The sequence below is a fragment of the Pseudoalteromonas denitrificans DSM 6059 genome (assembly GCF_900112265.1).
Lineage (GTDB): Bacteria > Pseudomonadota > Gammaproteobacteria > Enterobacterales > Alteromonadaceae > Pseudoalteromonas > Pseudoalteromonas denitrificans.
On record NZ_FOLO01000041.1, the window covers coordinates 13,221 to 30,779 of the forward strand.

Consider the following 17,559-nt stretch of genomic DNA (forward strand, 5'->3'; position numbering starts at 1 on the left):
TATAAGATTAAGCAGATTGCTCTTCTTTTTGTACACGTACTGCTTCAATTGTTTTACACAATTTACCGGCAGACGCTTCTTTCATAGCGCTCATTAAGCGTGCAACTGCTTCATCGTATGTAGGCAATGTAGCCAACATAGCAACGTCTACAACGTTACCTTCAAAAGCGGCCAATTTAAGCTCAAAGTTTTCATTTTTCTTCGCGAAATCTGAGAAGATACGCGCAGCAGCACCAGGGTGCTCGCTAGAAAAAGCAACTAAGCTTGGACCAACTAAAGAATCGTTAAGACACTCAAAATCAGTTCCTTCGATAGCACGTTTTGCTAAAGTGTTACGAACAACTTTCATCCATACACCAGCTTCACGCGCTTCTTTACGAAGGGCTGTAATAGCGCCAACAGGTACACCACGAGAATCTGCAATTACTGCAGATAGAGCACCACTAGCGGCTTCGCTGACTTCAGCAACAATCGCTTTTTTGCCTTCAAAGTTTAAGGCCATGGGTGTGACTCCTGGTTCTTGGGGAAACTTAAATTAAGCATCCCGATTTACTCATCCTTAACAACAAAATGAAGCTAAGGTGCTTTTTACGGCGAGAGCCAGAAGATTAGGAAAAATCTATCTGGGGTTCTACACCATCTACGTAGGAAATTAAGTTGTTTATTACGAATAATAACTAACGCCTACGGTCTTGGACGGAAGTTTAAAATTATAATAAAGCTAAACTTCAACCCGAATTTGTTATTTATTGAAAAATTTAGTTTTATTTTAAATAAAACATTTCTTCAATAAAGTGGCGCAGAATTATAGCTCAAATAATGCGCCAAGTATACAGCAATAGTTAATTTAAAAAATTAAGCTACAACAGTATTAAGTGTACCCTGATCAACAGTTACACCAGCACCCATAGTCGTAGAGATAGTTACTTTTTTCAAGTAAACACCTTTAGCTTGAGCAGGCTTAGCCTTCTTAAGCGCAACGATTAGTGCTTCTAAGTTACCTTGAAGCTGTTCAGCTTCAAAAGAAACCTTACCGATAGTAGTATGGATGATACCATTCTTATCATTACGGTAACGAACCTGACCCGCTTTCGCGTTTTTAACTGCTTCAGCAACATTTGGCGTTACTGTACCAGTTTTAGGGTTAGGCATAAGGCCGCGTGGACCTAAGATTTGACCAAGCTGACCAACAACGCGCATTGCATCTGGAGAAGCAACAACAACGTCAAAGTTCATTTCGCCTTTTTTCACTTGCTCAGCAAGATCTTCCATACCTACAAGCTCTGCGCCAGCTTCTTTTGCAGCTTCAGCGTTTGCGCCTTGAGTAAATACGGCAACACGTACATCACGACCAGTACCGTGTGGTAGCACAGATGCGCCACGAACGTTTTGGTCAGATTTACGTGCATCGATACCAAGGTTTACAGCAACATCAACACTTTCTTCGAATTTAGCAGTCGCTAATTCTTTTAAAAGTGCAACAGCTTCATTGATATCATATTCTTTAGTAACTTCCACTTTTTCGCGGATATTACGCATACGTTTAGTAAGTTTAGCCATCTGATTAACCCTCTACGTTCAAGCCCATTGCACGTGCAGAACCTGCAATTGTGCGTACACCAGCGTCCATATCAGCAGCTGTTAAATCAGCTTGCTTGATAGTTACGATTTCTTCTAGTTGCGCACGAGTTACTGTGCCACACTTTTCAGTGTTAGGACGACCTGAACCAGATTTGATTCCAGCAGCTTTCTTAAGTAAGTAAGCAGCAGGTGGTGTTTTCATATCGAACGTGAAAGAACGATCTGAATATACAGAGATGATAACTGGAACTGGAGCGCCTTTTTCTAAAGACTCTGTACGAGCATTAAAGCCTTTACAGAATTCCATGATGTTAACACCGTGTTGACCTAGTGCAGGACCAACTGGAGGACTAGGGTTAGCCATACCAGCTGCAACTTGTAGCTTGATTAGAGCTTCAACTTTTTTAGCCATGATAAATACCTCAATTGTGGGTCTTAGCCTTGTGCGCGCGAGGACGCGTACTCTAACGGCTTCCCATAGTTCAAAAAAACTTTTATTTATTAAGCAAACTAATTACTTAAGTTTGAGTAATAACAAAAGGCCGCTGATTATAGTTTAATCACTCCCACTGATCAATATTTAATATACTTTTATTAAAATAACCTATTTTCATATTCAGTTTTGATTCAGACAAATAAAACTATACTGCTTTTATAAAATTTAAGGAGAACAAAAATGATAGTACCGGTATCAAGAATATTTGTAATCGCATCTCTATTGACCCCAGCAGTAACTTTTGACGCCAACGCACAAAATACTGTAATACATGACAAACACAAAAGTCACTCCCACCATGATAAAAAACATAGCTATTATGATAATCGAAAGAAAAATGTTAACTCTCATTCACCAAGGCTAAAAAAGAACTCTGTAATCGTAATCACTCCCCGAAAACGTATTTATCATAATGTGCATATCTACCGTCCATATGGCCATGCATATCTTGGTTATGGTCATTTCCATAACGATAATGATGCATGGAAGTGGCTCTCTTTTACATCTATTACAATTAAATTGTTAGATAATTTAAATGAACACACTCAACGAGAACACGAAGCTGCACAAATAAAAGCGACTACAGCAAAAGTCGGTGAAGAAATTAAGTGGCATAGTGAGTCTTCTAATGGTTCAGTTGTAACCACTAAAGAAGGAGTTAACAATGCAGGATTAACATGTCGTGAATTTCAGCAAACTATCACTATTTCTGGCGACACTGAGCAAGCCTTTGGCACCGCATGCTTACAAGCTGATGGCTCATGGAAAATAGTTAAATAACTTAATGGATATAATGAATGTTCCTATTAGAATAACTTCTATAACTTTCATACTTAGTTATATAACTATATTTTCTAACACTGCAACAGCACACATTTGGCAAAACTTGGGCAGCAAAACGGTTACAACAAACAAAAATTTTGACACTTTCACTGTGCATCAAAGACGCTAGTTTTAGTCAATTACAGATAAATGCCAAAATAGTAGGATAAAAATACAACCCATGGTTGTGCACTTTAAGAACAAGCAGCGTCATGAAATAAAAATTTCTGCATTTATAGCGCGTTATAGCGAATCACGATTAACTCACCAGCCAGAAGAAGCAAGAGAAATCAATAAAATTACTTTTTGGTACTATGCTAAAGGGGGGAGTGAAAAAGCCGCTTATATAACAATATTAGGAAAACATTAATTAAATCAGTATTCAAATTACAAGATCAAAAAAGCACAGCCAATGCTGTGCTTTTCAATAATAAAACGTCTATTATTTATCTACTTCAACTTGGCCAAACTCAAGTTCTACTGGTGTTGAACGACCAAAGATTAATACCGAAACTTTTACGCGGCATTTATCATAATCAACTTCTTCAACGACACCGTTAAAGTCAGCAAATGGGCCATCAATTACACGAACCACTTCACCTGGCTCAAACAAGGTTGCTTGTTTAGGTGAATCTGCATTTTCTTCTAAGCGATTTAGAATGCGGTCAGCCTCTCTTTGGCTAATTGGTGCTGGACGTTCTTTGGTGCCACCAATAAAACCCATTACACGCTCAGTGCCTTTAACCAAATGCCAACTTGCATCTGTCATAGCCATTTTTACAAGCACATAACCAGGGAAAAACTTACGTTCAGAGCGACGTTTCTGACCTGCACGCATCTCAACAACTTCTTCCGTAGGTACCAATACTTCTTCAAAAAGGTCTTCTAGGCCTTCTTGTTTGATATGCTCTTCTATTGTCAGCTTTACGCGTTTTTCGTATCCAGAAAAAGCTTGAACAACATACCAACGAAATTTTAATTCTTTATTCTCATCCGTCATAGGATCAGATCTCCAAGCCAGTTAAAAAGCCAACGATTCTAAATAAAGCACCATCAAGACCCCAAAGGATCAATGCCATAACAACAGTTGCTATCATTACGATAATTGTTGTGTGAATTGTTTCTTGGCGAGTAGGCCATACAACTTTACGCACTTCAATTTTAGCTTCTTTTGAAAAAACAATAAAATCTTGTCCTTTCTGAGTTTGCGATGCAATACCCAATGCTGCTACTACTGCAACAACAACCCCTACTGCACGAATTAATACAGATAAATCTTCTAACATGTAGTTTCCAACCACAGCGCCGCCAAGCAGAGCGAAGGTTAAAATCCACTTAATAGGATCCATCGAACTAGACGGGGTTTCCACTTTAGTGCTCATAATTATTTACCTTAATAACAGACACAACAACCCTGCTCATTGGCAGGGTAATTCCTTCGAATCTAAACTTAATAACCGGCTATTTAAACGTGCTATTAAGTTTAGACTAACTAATAAATGGCAGGGGCGGAGAGACTCGAACTCCCAACCATCGGTTTTGGAGACCGCTGTTCTACCAATTGGAACTACGCCCCTGCAAAGTGGATTGACATTATACTGAGGAAGCAAGTGAAAACAAGAGTAAAAGATGATCAAGTTGGTTTTTATGGATTATTATTATTAAAAAAGTCAGTTCCTAGTCTAAAGTATCAAAATAAACATGATAAATTACGTAATGCAGGGAGCAAAATTAAGTGAAACTATTTATTTCTATTTTAATTAATCTTTTTGGGGCAATTTTATTTATACCGCAATCTGGATATGCTGCTTATAAAGAAATATCACAATTTGGAGCTAACCCTGGGCAATTAAAAGCGGATATATATCTGCCCCAAAGTAAGAGTAAAAATCTGGTTGTATTATTACATGGATGTACGCAAAAAAATAAGTTGTTCGCAAAACAAAGCGGTTTTGAAGATTTAGCTGAAAATAAAAAATTTTTACTGCTTGTTCCGCAACAAATAAAATCTAACAATATAAACAATTGTTTTAATTGGTTTACTGAACAAGACACAACCAAAAACGCTGGTGAATCACTCTCTTTATATAATATGATCCACCAAATAAAATATGACTATCAAATTGAACAGATTAATATTCTAGGTCTATCTGCTGGGGGTGCAATGGTGTCTGTTATGCTAAATAATTACCCAAGGTTATTTAACAACGCAGCAATTATTGCTGGTCTACCGTATGGCTGTGCAAATACTTTAGATAAAGCACTTTCCTGCATGAAAAGTGGCCCAAAACAATCTATAGCCCAGCTCACTGCCTTAATGAGTCGCCAGCACAATAAGGATACAAAATGGCCAAACGTCAGTATTTGGTATGGCAACAAAGACAAAACAGTTAATCCAATCAATTCAACTTTTATGGCTCAACAATGGGTTAAGCTATATGACAATAAATTAACTAAGTCTGTTCAAAATAAAAATCAATATCAAACCATGCAATGGCGAGATCCATCCGGAAAAATCAAAGTTCAGCTAGTTCGATTAAACCAATTAACTCATGGTATGCCTGTTAAGCCTAATTTAAAAGGTACTGGAGGAGTTTTAGCTGATTATGTACTGCAATCACCTATCGCTTCAGGAATTTATCTCACAGAACTTTGGGGTTTGTAAATCATTTTATCGATAAGAACCTATGACGTATGAAAAATTATTAATTTTTTAATATTCAATTCCACAAAAATGGAAGTATGGTATTCTTTGAAATAGAAAGTATCAATATCTAATGGAAGCATAATGGAATTAAACGCAATTGCGGATAAATTTTCTGAATTAGGGCATAAAACACGATTGACTATTTTTAAACAATTAGTAAAGGCAGGCAGTGAAGGTTTACCCGTTGGAAACTTACAGCAAACTTTAAAGATCCCAGGATCTACTTTATCTCATCATGTATCTCGTTTGATTAATGTTGGCTTAATTAAACAACATAGAGATGGCCGCACTTTATATTGCATAGCACAATATGATGCGTTGCAAGACGTTATCAATTTTTTAACTGATGAATGCTGCATTGATGCTTCTGAATAAAAATAACATTAAAATATTGATTGCATTAAATACAAAAAACTCGTTAATTTGAACATTAATATTTCAATAAAGATAATAAGAATAGCAAATGAAAAAATATATATTGTTGGCAATAATACTGATCATGAGTCAAGTTTCATATGCCAAAACAGATAAAAATGACATTTTAAGCATAATGTCAATGCAGCAAAACGCTTGGAATAATGGGGATATTAAACAATATATGCAAGGCTATTGGCAATCCGAACAACTAAAGTTTATTGGTAAAAATGGTATAAAATATGGATGGCAAGAGACCTTAAAAAACTACATAAAATCTTATCCTGACAAATCTAGCATGGGACAATTAACTTTTGATATTTTAGAGGTGAATGTTATGCAAGATACTGCTTTTGTACTGGGAAAGTGGTCATTAAAAAGAAAATCTGACAATCCAAATGGTTATTACACTTTATTTTGGAAAAAAATAAATAACCAATGGCGCATCGTAATAGATCATAGTAGTTAATAAAATATTCGGGGATAAATCCCCTACTATATTTTAAAGGCTATAAATACTTATTTGTATCAATCCCAGCCTTCATCATTAAATAACCCACTGCTTACGGCTAAAGCCTCTACAAGCTCAGCAAAGCCAGATGCAAAATCAGGCATCATTTCTAACATTTGGCTGCTTAGAGTAGCAAAATCAATCTTTTGTTGCTCTGACTGCATATGCGCGCTTGTTTCGTCTGCAAAGTAGCTTAAGCAAGTTACTGCCATCGCAAAGGCTGAACGTAAGTCTATGTCTATGTTTTCACATTCTAATAATTGTCCGGCATAACCTATACCCCTAACAAAACCTTTACTCCATAAATGCAGCTCGCTTTCATCTGTAAAATTAGCATTAACGTCTCTTTCTTCCATAAATGCTTTTGGTAATTTAAAGCCAGTTTCAAATACTTGAGTACTTAAATCATTATAAAGCGCCATTAACGCAAAAAGTTTATCATCAGATAAAGCACTTAAATCATCAGCTAACGCCTCTTTTAACCAAAGTTCATCTTCGACTGGCGAAGGTGCACAAATTAATGCAAATAAATACCCTTTCAATTGCATTAGACTCATTACATCATGAGCTGTTTCATCGCTATCTAGCCATTGAGAAAGAAGGTTTAACTCAGCATCTGAGAGTGACATTTGACTATAATTTGATTGCATAACGACCTTGATTATCTGGACGACCTAAAAATTTAACTGCATCATGCACATCTTTAGGCATCTTTGCACTTGGTTTAACAAACCCTGATGCCGTTAGTTTATTTTTAGCTGCTAAAACAACATCTAACTGTAACCCTAAGTCATTACTTTTATTAACAGCGAATGTGATATTACCAGACTTACATTTACCTTTAGCTGCAATTTCATCAATTGAAAACCAGCCTGATAACCCCTGAACTTCTAATTGCTGAGTTGTAATATTCGCATTAAGCACTTCACAATAAGGCTCGCCTAATTCATATTCTTCAATTTTAACTGTTACACGGCCTTTTGCATTGACAGGTAGAGGTAAATTAGCCTGAGATAACAAATCATTTATAGGAGCCCTTAAATTAGTATTTTTCAATATAAGTTCATTTGATAACAAACCAAATTGAATACTTCCTTTACCCGATAATTCTGACTTTTCACGAATGTTGCCAAAGTTAATATCTGCAACTAAATTGGCATAAAAAAGTGAGCTTGCCTGAATTGACCATTTCAAATTTTTGAAAACCTGCTGCTGATTTTTATCTTTATAAATCACTTGCGTGACAACCCCCTCCCAAACAGAACCTGATACATTTCCTATTTTCAATTGTTTAGGTAAATAAGGTTTTGCAACAGAAACTGCAACACTTGCAGGCATAAAGGACACAGTAAAAAATACAAAGGTTGCCAAAAATACAGAGGTTAAAAGTAATATTTTTTTCATGCTTATTATTTCTCTAAAATCAAACGGCTAACTTTAACATAACCAGTATTATCGTCTTTGCTCATGTCTATATTTTCGATTGAAACATTATGTTTTTGAACTAAAAGCGTTAACCATTCAACCAATTTATTGAACTCCACATTTTCAATGGTGAGTCTTAAAGTATTATCTTTTGGCTGCATTTTACTTAATGTAATTTGATAACGATTTCGAGTCGTGTTGACTATTTGACTTAAACTCCCTGAACTTATGCTTGCTTTTGGGTTTGCCTGCTTTATTTTAGCAATACTTGTTTGCATCCAAGCAGATAAAGCTTGCTGTTTTTGTAAATCTTTAGACGAAGATTCAATTGCTTGATTTAAAGGTCGCCAAACCCCCATAACAAAAATAAAAATAACAAATATACCACCGCCAAACATGAGTAATTTTTGTTCTTGTTCTTTAAGTGAATGCCAATATTCTAAAACAGCTTTCATTGTTTTTTCTCCTGGTTCATGACTGACGTCTCACTTTAACTTCACCAACAACATTATCACCGTCATTGTTTAATGAACCTTGAGATACTTCTAAACCCTGCTTTTCTAAAATTGATTTAACTTTACCAAAAGTCTGAAAGTCCTTACCTCTTGCTCTGACTCTGACTTCTTTTCTTTTATTATCATAACGGAGAGATTCAGGTTCAAAGCTTTCTACTTGTTTAAATACAACAACTAAGTCATTCATCAAATTTAAAAATCCAGCATCACTGCCGCCTTCAATTTGTTTTAAACGATTTCTCAATTGATTTTTAATCAAATGAGGTCTTACTCTAGTACCCGGGAAGGCTGATTTATATTGAGAAATAACATTTTGTTTTGCAACAACAAGTTGCTTATCAAGTTGATATACCTGAAAACCTTTCAAACCAAGCGTCATAAACAGTGCAATCCCAGCAGCTATAGCCGGTGCACGCCATACAGGCCTAATAATACGGGTTTGTTTTTTTACCTGATAATCGCCTTGAAGTAAGTTAAAACGACTATTTTTTAATTGCTTAGCAAAGATAGCCAGAGGTAAGTCGAAATTAGCTTCATCGCTTTCCAATTTAATATTCGAAAACTCAATTAAGCCCTCACTTGGACTAAAATGCCGCAAGGTCTCAATTTTAGCAGCTGTAAAATAAGGAGCTAACCAATCTGGTTCCACTTGAGCGATATGCCAATCATTTGTTTTAATAAGCCAATCTTGACCTAAACAAATAGCCGATGCTTTTTCATCTTCTAGTGGTAACAATAAAGCATCTGGTAGTACTTTTTCAGGCATAAGTTCAAATTTGGCTAAACAATCTAGCCAAGTTTCAAACCATTTTTTATTTAAAATAGCGACCTGAATACCATGCTTTACTTCTGATTCAACTACTTCTTCAAACGGCTCATCAATAGCAATAAATAGTTCATCAAGATCACAGGCTAAATCATCTTCTATAATAAAAGGTAAAGCCTGTTGTAGTTTTCGATTCCACTTAGCTGGCAAAGTTACTTTTTTCAACTGCACATCAGCAGCAGGTAATAAAGCAACAAGCTGACGCCCTGCAACCTTTTCAGTCAAAATATTTAATTCATTTGCATCATTTAATTCGCCACTGGCGATAATTTCATGCTCAGAATTTGAATATATTAACCAGTGTAATTTATCTTCTTGGCTGTGGCCTAAACGTATAATTAATGTCTCGCTCACTCTACGCCTCCAAATTTACGCGCCAGTATGCTGACTTTGTTATCTTTTATTTTCATTACTGATGTCATTCTAAATCGGCTTTCAGCAAAAGTTGTATTAGCAATTAATTGAAAATACTCACTATTTACCACATATTGTTTATTTTTTTGATCAATTTTTTGTGTTAACTTTTCATTTGCATCAGATTTAAACTGTTCAATGTCACTCCAGCCTTCAGGTTCTCTGGCACTTATGATTTCTTCTGCAATGCTATTATCTGTATCTAATAATGCAGCAAGTAATGTCACCTGCTCTGATGTAATTGTATTTACATTTATTTCAAACAAATCTGAGTTTGGAATAATGCAAATATACGGCAATAACCTTTCAACAACTAAAGGATTAAAACCTTTGATTGTACGTAATTCTGAAGTTGAAGCTAAAAAATGATTGGCCGTTAAATATGGTACTTCTCTAGATAAATACTCATCTTCTTCCGCACCTTCAGGTCGACGACTATCATCCTCATCAATCCAATCTAGCAAGCTATCAGCTAATTCTTCTTGCGTATTCTCTATCGGTAAGCTGTCTATCTCATCTAATTTTTCTAATAATTTAAGAAATACACCATGGATCTCTGGCAACTTGCTCGTTTGATTAGCTGCTGGCTTTGCTCTAAAAGCATTTAAATTTAAACATGCTTGTAAATCTGAAATTTTTCCACTAATCGTACCACCTTCTACAGGAAAGGTAGCCTCCTCCTGTGCCCATGCCTGCTTTAAATGTACAACATTTTTATTTTCTTTTTTACTTTGTTTTAATGCTTGTTTAGCAAGCGCTTCGCCAGCATAAGCATACCATTTTGCCTGTTGATGCTCTTGCAACATGCTATTTTTGTTAACTAAAACCATCATACGAGAGCTCATTTCAACGGCAAGTGTTGCTGCCAATGCAACAACAAATAAGACAATGATCAGAGCTGCACCTGAGTTTTTATTTCTCATCACGAACATCTCCAGCACCAGGCACTAAAAAAACACGTGTGATTGGTTCCATATCTTTTAATTTCATTTCAATCGATATTGCGCGTGGTAATGATTTTTGTGACCATTTATCAAGCCATTTATCTTTTGAACCACGATACTTAAAAATAAGTTCTTCAACATTTTTAAGTAAAATATGTTTGCGTGGTTGCGTATCATCTAAACTATCAACAAAAACTTTATAAACTCGCTCTAAATTATCGTCAACGACTCTATAGGCAATGGCTTGAAGTTCACTACGTGGTAATAAGCTCGCCGGATTACGCCAACCATCTCTTATAAATGCAATGCCATCATATTGGCTTTCCATTAAATACCGACCAGAGATTAAATACTGCTCAACGCGGTCTCCGGCTTCGTTACGCCCCATCCTTTGTACCATTTGACTGAAATCTTGATCCATTAAACGAAACGCTGTTTGCAATTCATTGAGTTCTGCTATAGTTTCTTCTGATGTTTCATTGGTACGAATTGCTGTATTGAGTATTTGATGACTTGCAACCACAATAAAACCCAAAATCCCTAAAGCAACCATCACCTCTAATAAGGTAAAACCCGTTTGCTGATTTGAGTGTGATTTTAAAGTTATACTCACTTCGTATTGCTCTTTGTTACATATGTATTTAACTCATAGACAGCTTCTTGGTATTTTTGACTTTCATAGACCACTAATGTCACTTGATAAAAATCTGCAGTTTCTGTTTTAACAACTTTCTGCTGCCAATACCACTTATGTCCAGCTTGTTCTTCATTACCTTTTTTATTGTTTTTTGGTGGCCACTTATCAGTCAAATGTAATTCAGCTAATTGATTTTCAGCAACCCAAGATGCGTATGCTTGCTGCTCAACTATCGAAAGGTGGTTTATATGCTGCCCAGCAACCTGCATGGCAGCGATACCAGCCATAGCGCATATGCTTAAAGCAACCATAACTTCTAATAAGGTGAAACCCAAATATTGCTTCATATTATTCATAGCTCAGGTTCTCTTTTAAACCTTACAGGAGCCATAAATTCACCTTCAATGAAAAATGTAGGGTCTCTTTGTTGTTTTAACGAAAACGATAAAGAGAATGGGCTAACCTCTCCTGACGAAAGCAAAATAACCTGTGGAGTCTTAAGTTTATCTAACTCTAAGAAATTTTCATCATTATCAGAATCCATTAATTGGCGCCAATCAACCTGTTCCAATAAGTTTTCTTGCGCCCATGGCAAATCATCAAGTTGTAACTCAACATCTAAAAACTCAGGAAACTTAACCGATTTAAACGCTTTATTTCCCGTTAACGGGATCCATTTTTCACCATCAAAAGCCAAAAACTCAAAAATATCTTTATCTAAGTGAAAGCCAAGCTCTAATTGATTTAAAACGGCATAATCTGCAGCTAAATTAATAACTGTATGCATTTTTACAACTTGTTTTTCTAATAGCTCTTCTTCGCCTCCACCTAGGTTATAAACAACCATATTTGTTGCAAAGGCAATGATCACAATGACAACCATGATCTCAATAAGACTAAAACCTTTATTTTTTTTAGTCCGCAATTGAGAACCATGCCATTTTTGACCTGATTTTAATTTTGATTCCACTTTGAACGATTCAAAATTCAAAACTAAACCTTTAACTTAACCATTTTTTTCTTCTTCGTCCCAATTACCTATGTCATCTTCTGTACCCACTTCACCATCAGGTCCCATTGAAAATAAATCAATTTTACCAATTTCACCAGGACTTACTAACTGGTATGGGTTACCCCAAGGGTCTTCTGGTAATTTGTCAATAAACCCGCCATCTGGAAAACGTCTCGGTAATGGTTCAACATCCGTTTCTGTTACTAAAGCTTCTAAACCTTGCTCGGTTGTTGGATAAGTTTTATTTCTCAGTTTATACATGCTCATAGCGTCTTCTAGCTGCTGGATATCTAAATGTGCTTTATCCTTAGCAGCTTCTTCTTGTTGACCCATAATATTGGGTGCAACAATTGCCATGATCATACCGATGATCACAAGTACAACCATGATCTCTAATAGTGAAAAACCAGACTGTTTTTTCATTTTTTACCTCTAAATTTAAAAATAACTATCAATTATAAATGTTATAAACCAATTGCTTTATTCATTGCCATAATCGGCTGCAATATTGCCATTACAATAAACAATACAATAACAGCCATGCCCGCAATCATCGCAGGCTCTAATAACTTTAATGAAACACTTACCAAACTTTCAAATTCACGATCTTGGTTATCGGCTGAACGTTCAAGCATTTGTTCCAACTCGCCAGACTTTTCACCACTTGCAATCATATGAAGCATCATAGGTGGAAAAAACTTAGTTTGTTGTAATGAAGCCCGTAAAGTTGCGCCTTCACTCACCTTCACGGAAGCATCTCCAACGGCTTTTTTAATACGTTCATTTGCCAATACTTCCCCAGATATTTTCATACCTTCTAATAACGGAACTGAACTTGAAGACAAAATACTCAAGGTACGCGCAAACCTTGCGGTATTTAAACTGCGACTCACCTTACCTAAACCAGGAAGGGTTAAAATTTTGCTATCGTACCAAAAACGTATTTTAGGTTTTTTAAGTGCTTGCTTGATACCAAAGACAATCGCAAAAAGAATAATCAAAGTAATATGCCAATAATTTTGTACAAAATTACTTGCTGCAAGTACCCACTCCGTTGTCCAGGGTAAGGCTTGCTTTGACTTTTCAAAGGTTTTTAATATTTTAGGTACTACACTACCTAACAATATTGAAATAATACCGATAGCAAAAACGACCAAGACCATAGGGTAAACCATAGCCTGTGTAATTTGGCTGCGCATATGTTGGCGCTGCTCTGTATAATCAGCTAATCGATTGAGTACTTTATCTAAATGACCTGATTTTTCACCTGCCGCAACCATGGCTCGGTATAAATAATCAAATACATGAGGAAACTCAGCCAAACCATCGGCTAAGGTATAGCCTTCAACAACTTTTGAGCGTACCGACATTAACATGCTTTTTAGCCGTGGCTTTTCACATTGCTCTGCAACAGCTAAAACAGCCTCTTCAACGGGTAATGCCGATTGGATTAAGGTTGCTAACTGCCTAGTGATCAGAGATAAGTCTGCTGTAGATATTTTTGTTTTGAAAAAACTATTTTGTTTCGCTTTTTCTTGCTCTGCGGCAGCATTAACCTCTAAAGGTGTTAAACCTTTTTCTTTTAAGCTCGTTCGGACTTGTTTTGCAGTATCGGCCTCAAGCAAACCCTTTTTAGTTTTACCTTTAGCATCTAATGCTTTGTACTCAAATGCAGGCACTAGCTTTCCTCTCTAGTGACACGTAATACTTCTTCTAATGTAGTTTTACCCGCAAGCACCCTGCTACAACCATCTTGCCTTATGCTTGGCGTTGTTTTACGAATGTATTTCTCTACAGATTGTTCGCTCTTACCATTATGAATAAGTTCACGAATTGTATCGTCTACAACAAGAAGTTCATGAATACCAGTACGGCCCCTATAACCATTATGATTACACTCGGTACACCCAATAGCACGATAAATCTCTCTACCTTGATTAAACTCAATGCCTAGTAGTTTACATTCTTTTTCGTCAGCTACATGAGCTTGTTTACAGTTCGAACATAAAGTTCTCACTAAACGCTGTGATAAAACCCCCAATAAAGATGATGAGAGTAAAAATGGTTCTACCCCCATATCTTCCATACGTGTAATAGCACCTGCTGCAGTATTTGTATGTAAAGTAGATAAAACCATATGCCCTGTTAATGAGGCTTGTACAGAAATTTGAGCTGTTTCTAAATCACGTATTTCACCAACCATTACAACATCGGGATCTTGTCGTAAAATAGCGCGTAAACCACGGGCAAAGGTCATATCTACCTTTGCATTTACTTGTGTTTGGCCTATGCCAGGAATTTCATACTCTATGGGATCTTCAACGGTTAATATGTTGCTTTCTTTTGAATCTATCTCCGCAAGCCCGGCATAAAGCGTTGTACTTTTACCCGACCCGGTGGGGCCTGTAACTAAAATAATACCGTGAGGTTTGCGAACCAATTCTGTAAACGTTATGCGATTATCATCACTCATGCCTAAATCTTCTAGGTCCAAACGAGCATTATTTTTATCAAGTAAACGTAAAACAACTCGCTCACCATAACTAGATGGCATAGTTGATACTCGGACATCAACCGCACGACCTGCAATTTTCAAGCTAATTCGACCATCTTGCGGTATGCGTTTTTCAGCAATATCTAGCTTAGCCATTACTTTAATACGTGAAACCAGTAAAGAAGACAATTTACGATTTGGTGTTAATACTTCTTTTAAAACGCCATCAACCCTAAAACGAATAACTAAATCTTGCTCAAAGGTTTCAATATGTATATCAGAAGCACCCTCTTTAATTGCTTCACCCAACATCGCATTAATGAGCTTTATAATAGGTGCATCATCATCACTGGCGAGTAAATCTTCAGTAGTAGGTAAATCTTCCGCAAGAGAAAATAAATCGACTTCGTTGCCAATATCTTCCATTATTTGCTGCGTTTCAGAGCTATCTCTTTGATAAACAGCCTCAATTTGCAACTCAAAATCATCATCAGTTAATAATTCAGTCGTAAAGGTTTTCCCTGCTATCCGTCTAACCTCAAGCAAAACATCTAAATTTAACTGCCCTTTATAAAGCAAATTTAAAGTGTTTTTTTGAATATCGTGACTTAAAAACACACCAAAACGCCGTGCATAAGAAAAAGGCAAACGTTTAGGAGCCACTGGAATTTGGGCTGCTAACTCAGTCATTTTTTTTCTCTTCTTTATTTTTACCGTGTAAAAACTCTTGATATGTAGGGGGTAACGTTAAGTCATCATTCCACTCTGGCAATACCGGTGTTTGCTTATTTGGCATTAAATCGACACCATCGTCTTCCATTTTTACTTGCTCAGAACGGATGTAATTATATTTCTCATGGCTCAATTTATTCATAGTAACATCGTCACGAATAATATTAGCGCGAATAAATACCATTAAGTTACGTTTAACTGTTTTAGTTGATGATGACTTAAACAAATGCCCTAAAATAGGAATATCGCCTAACACAGGTACCTTAGACACACTTTCTTGCACATCTTCATCAATCAAACCACCTAAAATGACCATGCCGCCATCATCAGCCATCACTGTGGTCGTAAATTCTCGTTTATTGGTAATAATATCGACCGAAGTTGAACCACTAATACTTGAAACTTCTTGCTCAATAGTTAACAAAATTGCTGAACCGTCATTGATTTGTGGCGTTACTTTTAACTTAATACCCACTTCTTGGCGGTCTACTGTGCTAAATGGATTTGAGTTATTACTCCCTGCAGCAGACCCCGTTAAAATTGGGATTTCCTGACCAACGATCATTGAGGCTTCTTGGTTATCCATCGTTGTGATTGAAGGAGTAGATAGAATATTAGAGTTAGTATCTGTTGCAGCTGCTTGGATAATTGCACCCCAATCACCTTTAACAATACCCATGGCCATGCCATTTACACCACCAAGCAGAGTGCCAAGTGCGGTTAAATCCCCTTTCTCTGTGGTAGTGGTTGCAACAGGAACTCCATCATTACCAGTGATAACACTGCCTTTAATTTCTTTATCTCTTCCTTGTTCAGCCGCAACGGCTAACTTACCAACAGGTACGGTACCATTGTTAAATTGGATCATACCACCTTGTTCACTGATCCATTGAAGACCTAAATTAACACCATCGCCTTCAAATACTTCAAGAACAATGGCTTCAATTAATACTTGAGGTCGACGTATATCTAATTTGGCTATCACTTTATCAAGAGAGCGCATGATATCGGGTTGCGCCGTGATCACTAAAGAGTTCGTTTCAGCATGAGCTTCTATACTTGTTTTATTATCATTTCGACGACTTTTAGATTTTGAACCTGTTTGCTTTTTTTCATCAGCAATAGACTTACTTACGCCTTGTAATACTTTTACTAATTCTTCTGATTTAGCATAATTAAGATAAACAACCTTGGTATTACCCTGACTTTCTAATTCACCATCAAGTCGTTTAATTAAATCTAAGGCTCTCTCTCTTGCTTGTGTTTCACCGCTTACAATAATGCTATTGGTACGGTCATCTGCCACCACTTTTGGTATTAAAAATGCGGGGATATTCGATTTTCCAGATGTAGGTTTATAAATTTTTTCAATCACAGAAACCACATCAGCTGGGGCTGCATGTTTTAAGCGTATAATATCAACTTGTTTATCACCGGCCTGATCAACTAAGCGAATGATTTTAACTAAGCGGTTAACCGAAGCTGCATGACCAGTTAACATCATTACATTAGCATCTTTATAGTTGGTAACATGGCCACCATCTTTTTGATCACTAAACTGACGAATAAGTGGACCCAACTCTTGAACGCTTACATTTTTAACACGAATTACGCGCGTGACCATCATATCGCCAAACGAATCTACATCATCGGTGATAACTGGTACGCTAGATTTTTTGGCGCTAGAACTCTTTTCAACTTTTAAAATACCATTATCCATTTCTATAACGGCAATACCTTGTACTTCTAATACATTAAGGAAAAATTGATAATAAAACTTTTCATCCATTAATTCATAACTACGCACATTTACTTTACCGCGCACATTGGGATCAATAATGATGGTCTTATTTAAGTTTTTACCAACAATATTAATAAACTCATGGATATCTGTGCCTTTAAAATTGGCAGAGTATTCAACCGCAGCAACAGACAATGTAGTTCCGACAGCTAGCATCAATACGGCGTATTTGGCCAAACCTTTTTTAATTTTATTTATTTTACTTAGGCGGCGTAACAAGTGATTCAT

23 protein-coding genes and 1 tRNA gene are annotated in these 17,559 nt (G+C 36.4%); 6 read left to right on the top strand and 18 right to left on the bottom strand.

Translation table 11 applies throughout. The annotated features are described in order from the left end of the window. Window positions 1-7 precede the first annotated feature (7 nt). From rplJ to rplK, 3 genes are all read right to left on the bottom strand, one after another. A complete protein-coding gene (gene rplJ, locus BM088_RS19175; RefSeq protein ID WP_091988445.1) occupies window positions 8-502 on the bottom strand; it encodes a 50S ribosomal protein L10 in 495 nt (164 codons plus the stop codon). A 353-nt stretch (window positions 503-855) separates the two neighbouring features. Continuing rightward, window positions 856-1,560, bottom strand: a complete 705-nt coding sequence (gene rplA / locus BM088_RS19180; RefSeq protein WP_091988448.1) for a 50S ribosomal protein L1 — start codon at window positions 1,558-1,560, stop codon at window positions 856-858. A gap of 4 nt (window positions 1,561-1,564) precedes the next feature. Next, window positions 1,565-1,993, bottom strand: coding sequence for a 50S ribosomal protein L11 (rplK, locus tag BM088_RS19185; RefSeq protein WP_091988451.1), 429 nt, complete (start codon window positions 1,991-1,993; stop codon window positions 1,565-1,567). Window positions 1,994-2,257: 264 nt separating this feature from the next. On the opposite strand from rplK, the gene BM088_RS19190 reads away from it, so the two are divergent. After that, window positions 2,258-2,857 carry a hypothetical protein gene (locus BM088_RS19190; protein WP_091988454.1) on the top strand — a complete coding sequence of 200 codons (600 nt, stop codon included), beginning with the start codon at window positions 2,258-2,260 and terminating at the stop codon, window positions 2,855-2,857. Between the two features lie 223 nt (window positions 2,858-3,080). Continuing rightward, on the top strand, window positions 3,081-3,269 hold the full coding sequence (locus BM088_RS19195) for a hypothetical protein (protein WP_091988457.1): 189 nt from the start codon (window positions 3,081-3,083) through the stop codon (window positions 3,267-3,269). A gap of 72 nt (window positions 3,270-3,341) precedes the next feature. Here BM088_RS19195 and nusG read toward each other — a convergent pair whose 3' ends face one another. The 3 genes from nusG to BM088_RS19210 form a co-directional block, all read right to left on the bottom strand. After that, a complete protein-coding gene (gene nusG / locus BM088_RS19200) occupies window positions 3,342-3,899 on the bottom strand; it encodes a transcription termination/antitermination protein NusG (RefSeq protein WP_091988460.1) in 558 nt (185 codons plus the stop codon). Window positions 3,900-3,903: 4 nt separating this feature from the next. Then, window positions 3,904-4,281, bottom strand: a complete 378-nt coding sequence (gene secE / locus BM088_RS19205) for a preprotein translocase subunit SecE (RefSeq protein ID WP_091988463.1) — start codon at window positions 4,279-4,281, stop codon at window positions 3,904-3,906. Window positions 4,282-4,399: 118 nt separating this feature from the next. After that, window positions 4,400-4,476, bottom strand: a tRNA-Trp gene (locus BM088_RS19210). A 33-nt stretch (window positions 4,477-4,509) separates the two neighbouring features. Here BM088_RS19210 and BM088_RS27935 point away from each other — a divergent pair. The 4 genes from BM088_RS27935 (at window position 4,510) to BM088_RS19225 (ending at window position 6,489) form a co-directional block, all read left to right on the top strand. Next, window positions 4,510-4,638, top strand: a complete 129-nt coding sequence (locus BM088_RS27935; RefSeq protein ID WP_281247176.1) for a hypothetical protein — start codon at window positions 4,510-4,512, stop codon at window positions 4,636-4,638. Further along, complete coding sequence (locus tag BM088_RS19215; RefSeq protein WP_091988466.1) at window positions 4,635-5,564, top strand: extracellular catalytic domain type 1 short-chain-length polyhydroxyalkanoate depolymerase; 930 nt, start codon at window positions 4,635-4,637, stop codon at window positions 5,562-5,564. Before BM088_RS27935 ends, BM088_RS19215 begins: the two co-directional genes overlap by 4 nt. Before the next feature lie 123 nt (window positions 5,565-5,687). Beyond that, complete coding sequence (locus tag BM088_RS19220; RefSeq protein WP_091988469.1) at window positions 5,688-5,981, top strand: ArsR/SmtB family transcription factor; 294 nt, start codon at window positions 5,688-5,690, stop codon at window positions 5,979-5,981. Window positions 5,982-6,069: 88 nt separating this feature from the next. Beyond that, complete coding sequence (locus tag BM088_RS19225) at window positions 6,070-6,489, top strand: YybH family protein (protein ID WP_091988472.1); 420 nt, start codon at window positions 6,070-6,072, stop codon at window positions 6,487-6,489. Window positions 6,490-6,548: 59 nt separating this feature from the next. On the opposite strand, the gene BM088_RS19230 is transcribed toward BM088_RS19225, so the two are convergent. From BM088_RS19230 to gspD, 12 genes are all read right to left on the bottom strand, one after another. After that, on the bottom strand, window positions 6,549-7,181 hold the full coding sequence (locus BM088_RS19230) for a UPF0149 family protein (protein ID WP_091988475.1): 633 nt from the start codon (window positions 7,179-7,181) through the stop codon (window positions 6,549-6,551). After that, window positions 7,165-7,935 carry a type II secretion system protein N gene (locus BM088_RS19235; protein WP_091988477.1) on the bottom strand — a complete coding sequence of 257 codons (771 nt, stop codon included), beginning with the start codon at window positions 7,933-7,935 and terminating at the stop codon, window positions 7,165-7,167. Before BM088_RS19235 ends, BM088_RS19230 begins: the two co-directional genes overlap by 17 nt. Window positions 7,936-7,940: 5 nt before the next feature. Continuing rightward, a complete protein-coding gene (gspM, locus tag BM088_RS19240) occupies window positions 7,941-8,411 on the bottom strand; it encodes a type II secretion system protein GspM (RefSeq protein ID WP_091988480.1) in 471 nt (156 codons plus the stop codon). 16 nt (window positions 8,412-8,427) lie between these two features. Next, window positions 8,428-9,651, bottom strand: coding sequence for a type II secretion system protein GspL (gene gspL, locus BM088_RS19245; protein ID WP_091988482.1), 1,224 nt, complete (start codon window positions 9,649-9,651; stop codon window positions 8,428-8,430). Then, entirely contained in the window at window positions 9,648-10,634 is a 987-nt protein-coding gene (gene gspK / locus BM088_RS19250) for a type II secretion system minor pseudopilin GspK (RefSeq protein WP_091988485.1), read from the bottom strand. Before gspK ends, gspL begins: the two co-directional genes overlap by 4 nt. Then, on the bottom strand, window positions 10,624-11,268 hold the full coding sequence (gspJ, locus tag BM088_RS19255) for a type II secretion system minor pseudopilin GspJ (RefSeq protein ID WP_281247177.1): 645 nt from the start codon (window positions 11,266-11,268) through the stop codon (window positions 10,624-10,626). The genes gspK and gspJ overlap by 11 nt, the downstream gene beginning before the upstream one ends. Further along, entirely contained in the window at window positions 11,265-11,639 is a 375-nt protein-coding gene (gspI, locus tag BM088_RS19260) for a type II secretion system minor pseudopilin GspI (RefSeq protein ID WP_091988552.1), read from the bottom strand. Before gspI ends, gspJ begins: the two co-directional genes overlap by 4 nt. A gap of 5 nt (window positions 11,640-11,644) precedes the next feature. Next, entirely contained in the window at window positions 11,645-12,217 is a 573-nt protein-coding gene (gene gspH / locus BM088_RS19265) for a type II secretion system minor pseudopilin GspH (protein WP_245763868.1), read from the bottom strand. Between the two features lie 81 nt (window positions 12,218-12,298). Then, entirely contained in the window at window positions 12,299-12,727 is a 429-nt protein-coding gene (gspG, locus tag BM088_RS19270) for a type II secretion system major pseudopilin GspG (protein ID WP_091988488.1), read from the bottom strand. A gap of 41 nt (window positions 12,728-12,768) precedes the next feature. Beyond that, window positions 12,769-13,983 (bottom strand): type II secretion system inner membrane protein GspF, encoded by a 1,215-nt coding sequence (gene gspF, locus BM088_RS19275; protein WP_091988491.1) that lies wholly within the window; start codon window positions 13,981-13,983, stop codon window positions 12,769-12,771. Beyond that, a complete protein-coding gene (gene gspE / locus BM088_RS19280; RefSeq protein WP_091988493.1) occupies window positions 13,983-15,488 on the bottom strand; it encodes a type II secretion system ATPase GspE in 1,506 nt (501 codons plus the stop codon). The genes gspF and gspE overlap by 1 nt, the downstream gene beginning before the upstream one ends. Beyond that, window positions 15,481-17,559, bottom strand: coding sequence for a type II secretion system secretin GspD (gene gspD / locus BM088_RS19285; protein ID WP_091988495.1), 2,079 nt, complete (start codon window positions 17,557-17,559; stop codon window positions 15,481-15,483). The genes gspE and gspD overlap by 8 nt, the downstream gene beginning before the upstream one ends.

Bases quoted from the DNA above. Each gene is read 5' to 3' on its own strand.
- BM088_RS19225 (WP_091988472.1), top strand. From the start codon at position 6,070: ATGAAAAAATATATATTGTTGGCAATAATACTGATCATGAGTCAAGTT.
- rplK (WP_091988451.1), bottom strand. From the start codon at position 1,993: ATGGCTAAAAAAGTTGAAGCTCTAATCAAGCTACAAGTTGCAGCTGGT.
- BM088_RS19220 (WP_091988469.1), top strand. From the start codon at position 5,688: ATGGAATTAAACGCAATTGCGGATAAATTTTCTGAATTAGGGCATAAA.
- gspM (WP_091988480.1), bottom strand. From the start codon at position 8,411: ATGAAAGCTGTTTTAGAATATTGGCATTCACTTAAAGAACAAGAACAA.
- BM088_RS19230 (WP_091988475.1), bottom strand. From the start codon at position 7,181: ATGCAATCAAATTATAGTCAAATGTCACTCTCAGATGCTGAGTTAAAC.
- secE (WP_091988463.1), bottom strand. From the start codon at position 4,281: ATGAGCACTAAAGTGGAAACCCCGTCTAGTTCGATGGATCCTATTAAG.
- BM088_RS19195 (WP_091988457.1), top strand. From the start codon at position 3,081: ATGGTTGTGCACTTTAAGAACAAGCAGCGTCATGAAATAAAAATTTCT.
- rplJ (WP_091988445.1), bottom strand. From the start codon at position 502: ATGGCCTTAAACTTTGAAGGCAAAAAAGCGATTGTTGCTGAAGTCAGC.
- gspG (WP_091988488.1), bottom strand. From the start codon at position 12,727: ATGAAAAAACAGTCTGGTTTTTCACTATTAGAGATCATGGTTGTACTT.
- gspI (WP_091988552.1), bottom strand. From the start codon at position 11,639: ATGAAGCAATATTTGGGTTTCACCTTATTAGAAGTTATGGTTGCTTTA.
- BM088_RS19190 (WP_091988454.1), top strand. From the start codon at position 2,258: ATGATAGTACCGGTATCAAGAATATTTGTAATCGCATCTCTATTGACC.
- gspD (WP_091988495.1), bottom strand. From the start codon at position 17,559: ATGAATCACTTGTTACGCCGCCTAAGTAAAATAAATAAAATTAAAAAA.
- nusG (WP_091988460.1), bottom strand. From the start codon at position 3,899: ATGACGGATGAGAATAAAGAATTAAAATTTCGTTGGTATGTTGTTCAA.
- rplA (WP_091988448.1), bottom strand. From the start codon at position 1,560: ATGGCTAAACTTACTAAACGTATGCGTAATATCCGCGAAAAAGTGGAA.
- BM088_RS19235 (WP_091988477.1), bottom strand. From the start codon at position 7,935: ATGAAAAAAATATTACTTTTAACCTCTGTATTTTTGGCAACCTTTGTA.
- gspK (WP_091988485.1), bottom strand. From the start codon at position 10,634: ATGAGAAATAAAAACTCAGGTGCAGCTCTGATCATTGTCTTATTTGTT.
- gspE (WP_091988493.1), bottom strand. From the start codon at position 15,488: ATGACTGAGTTAGCAGCCCAAATTCCAGTGGCTCCTAAACGTTTGCCT.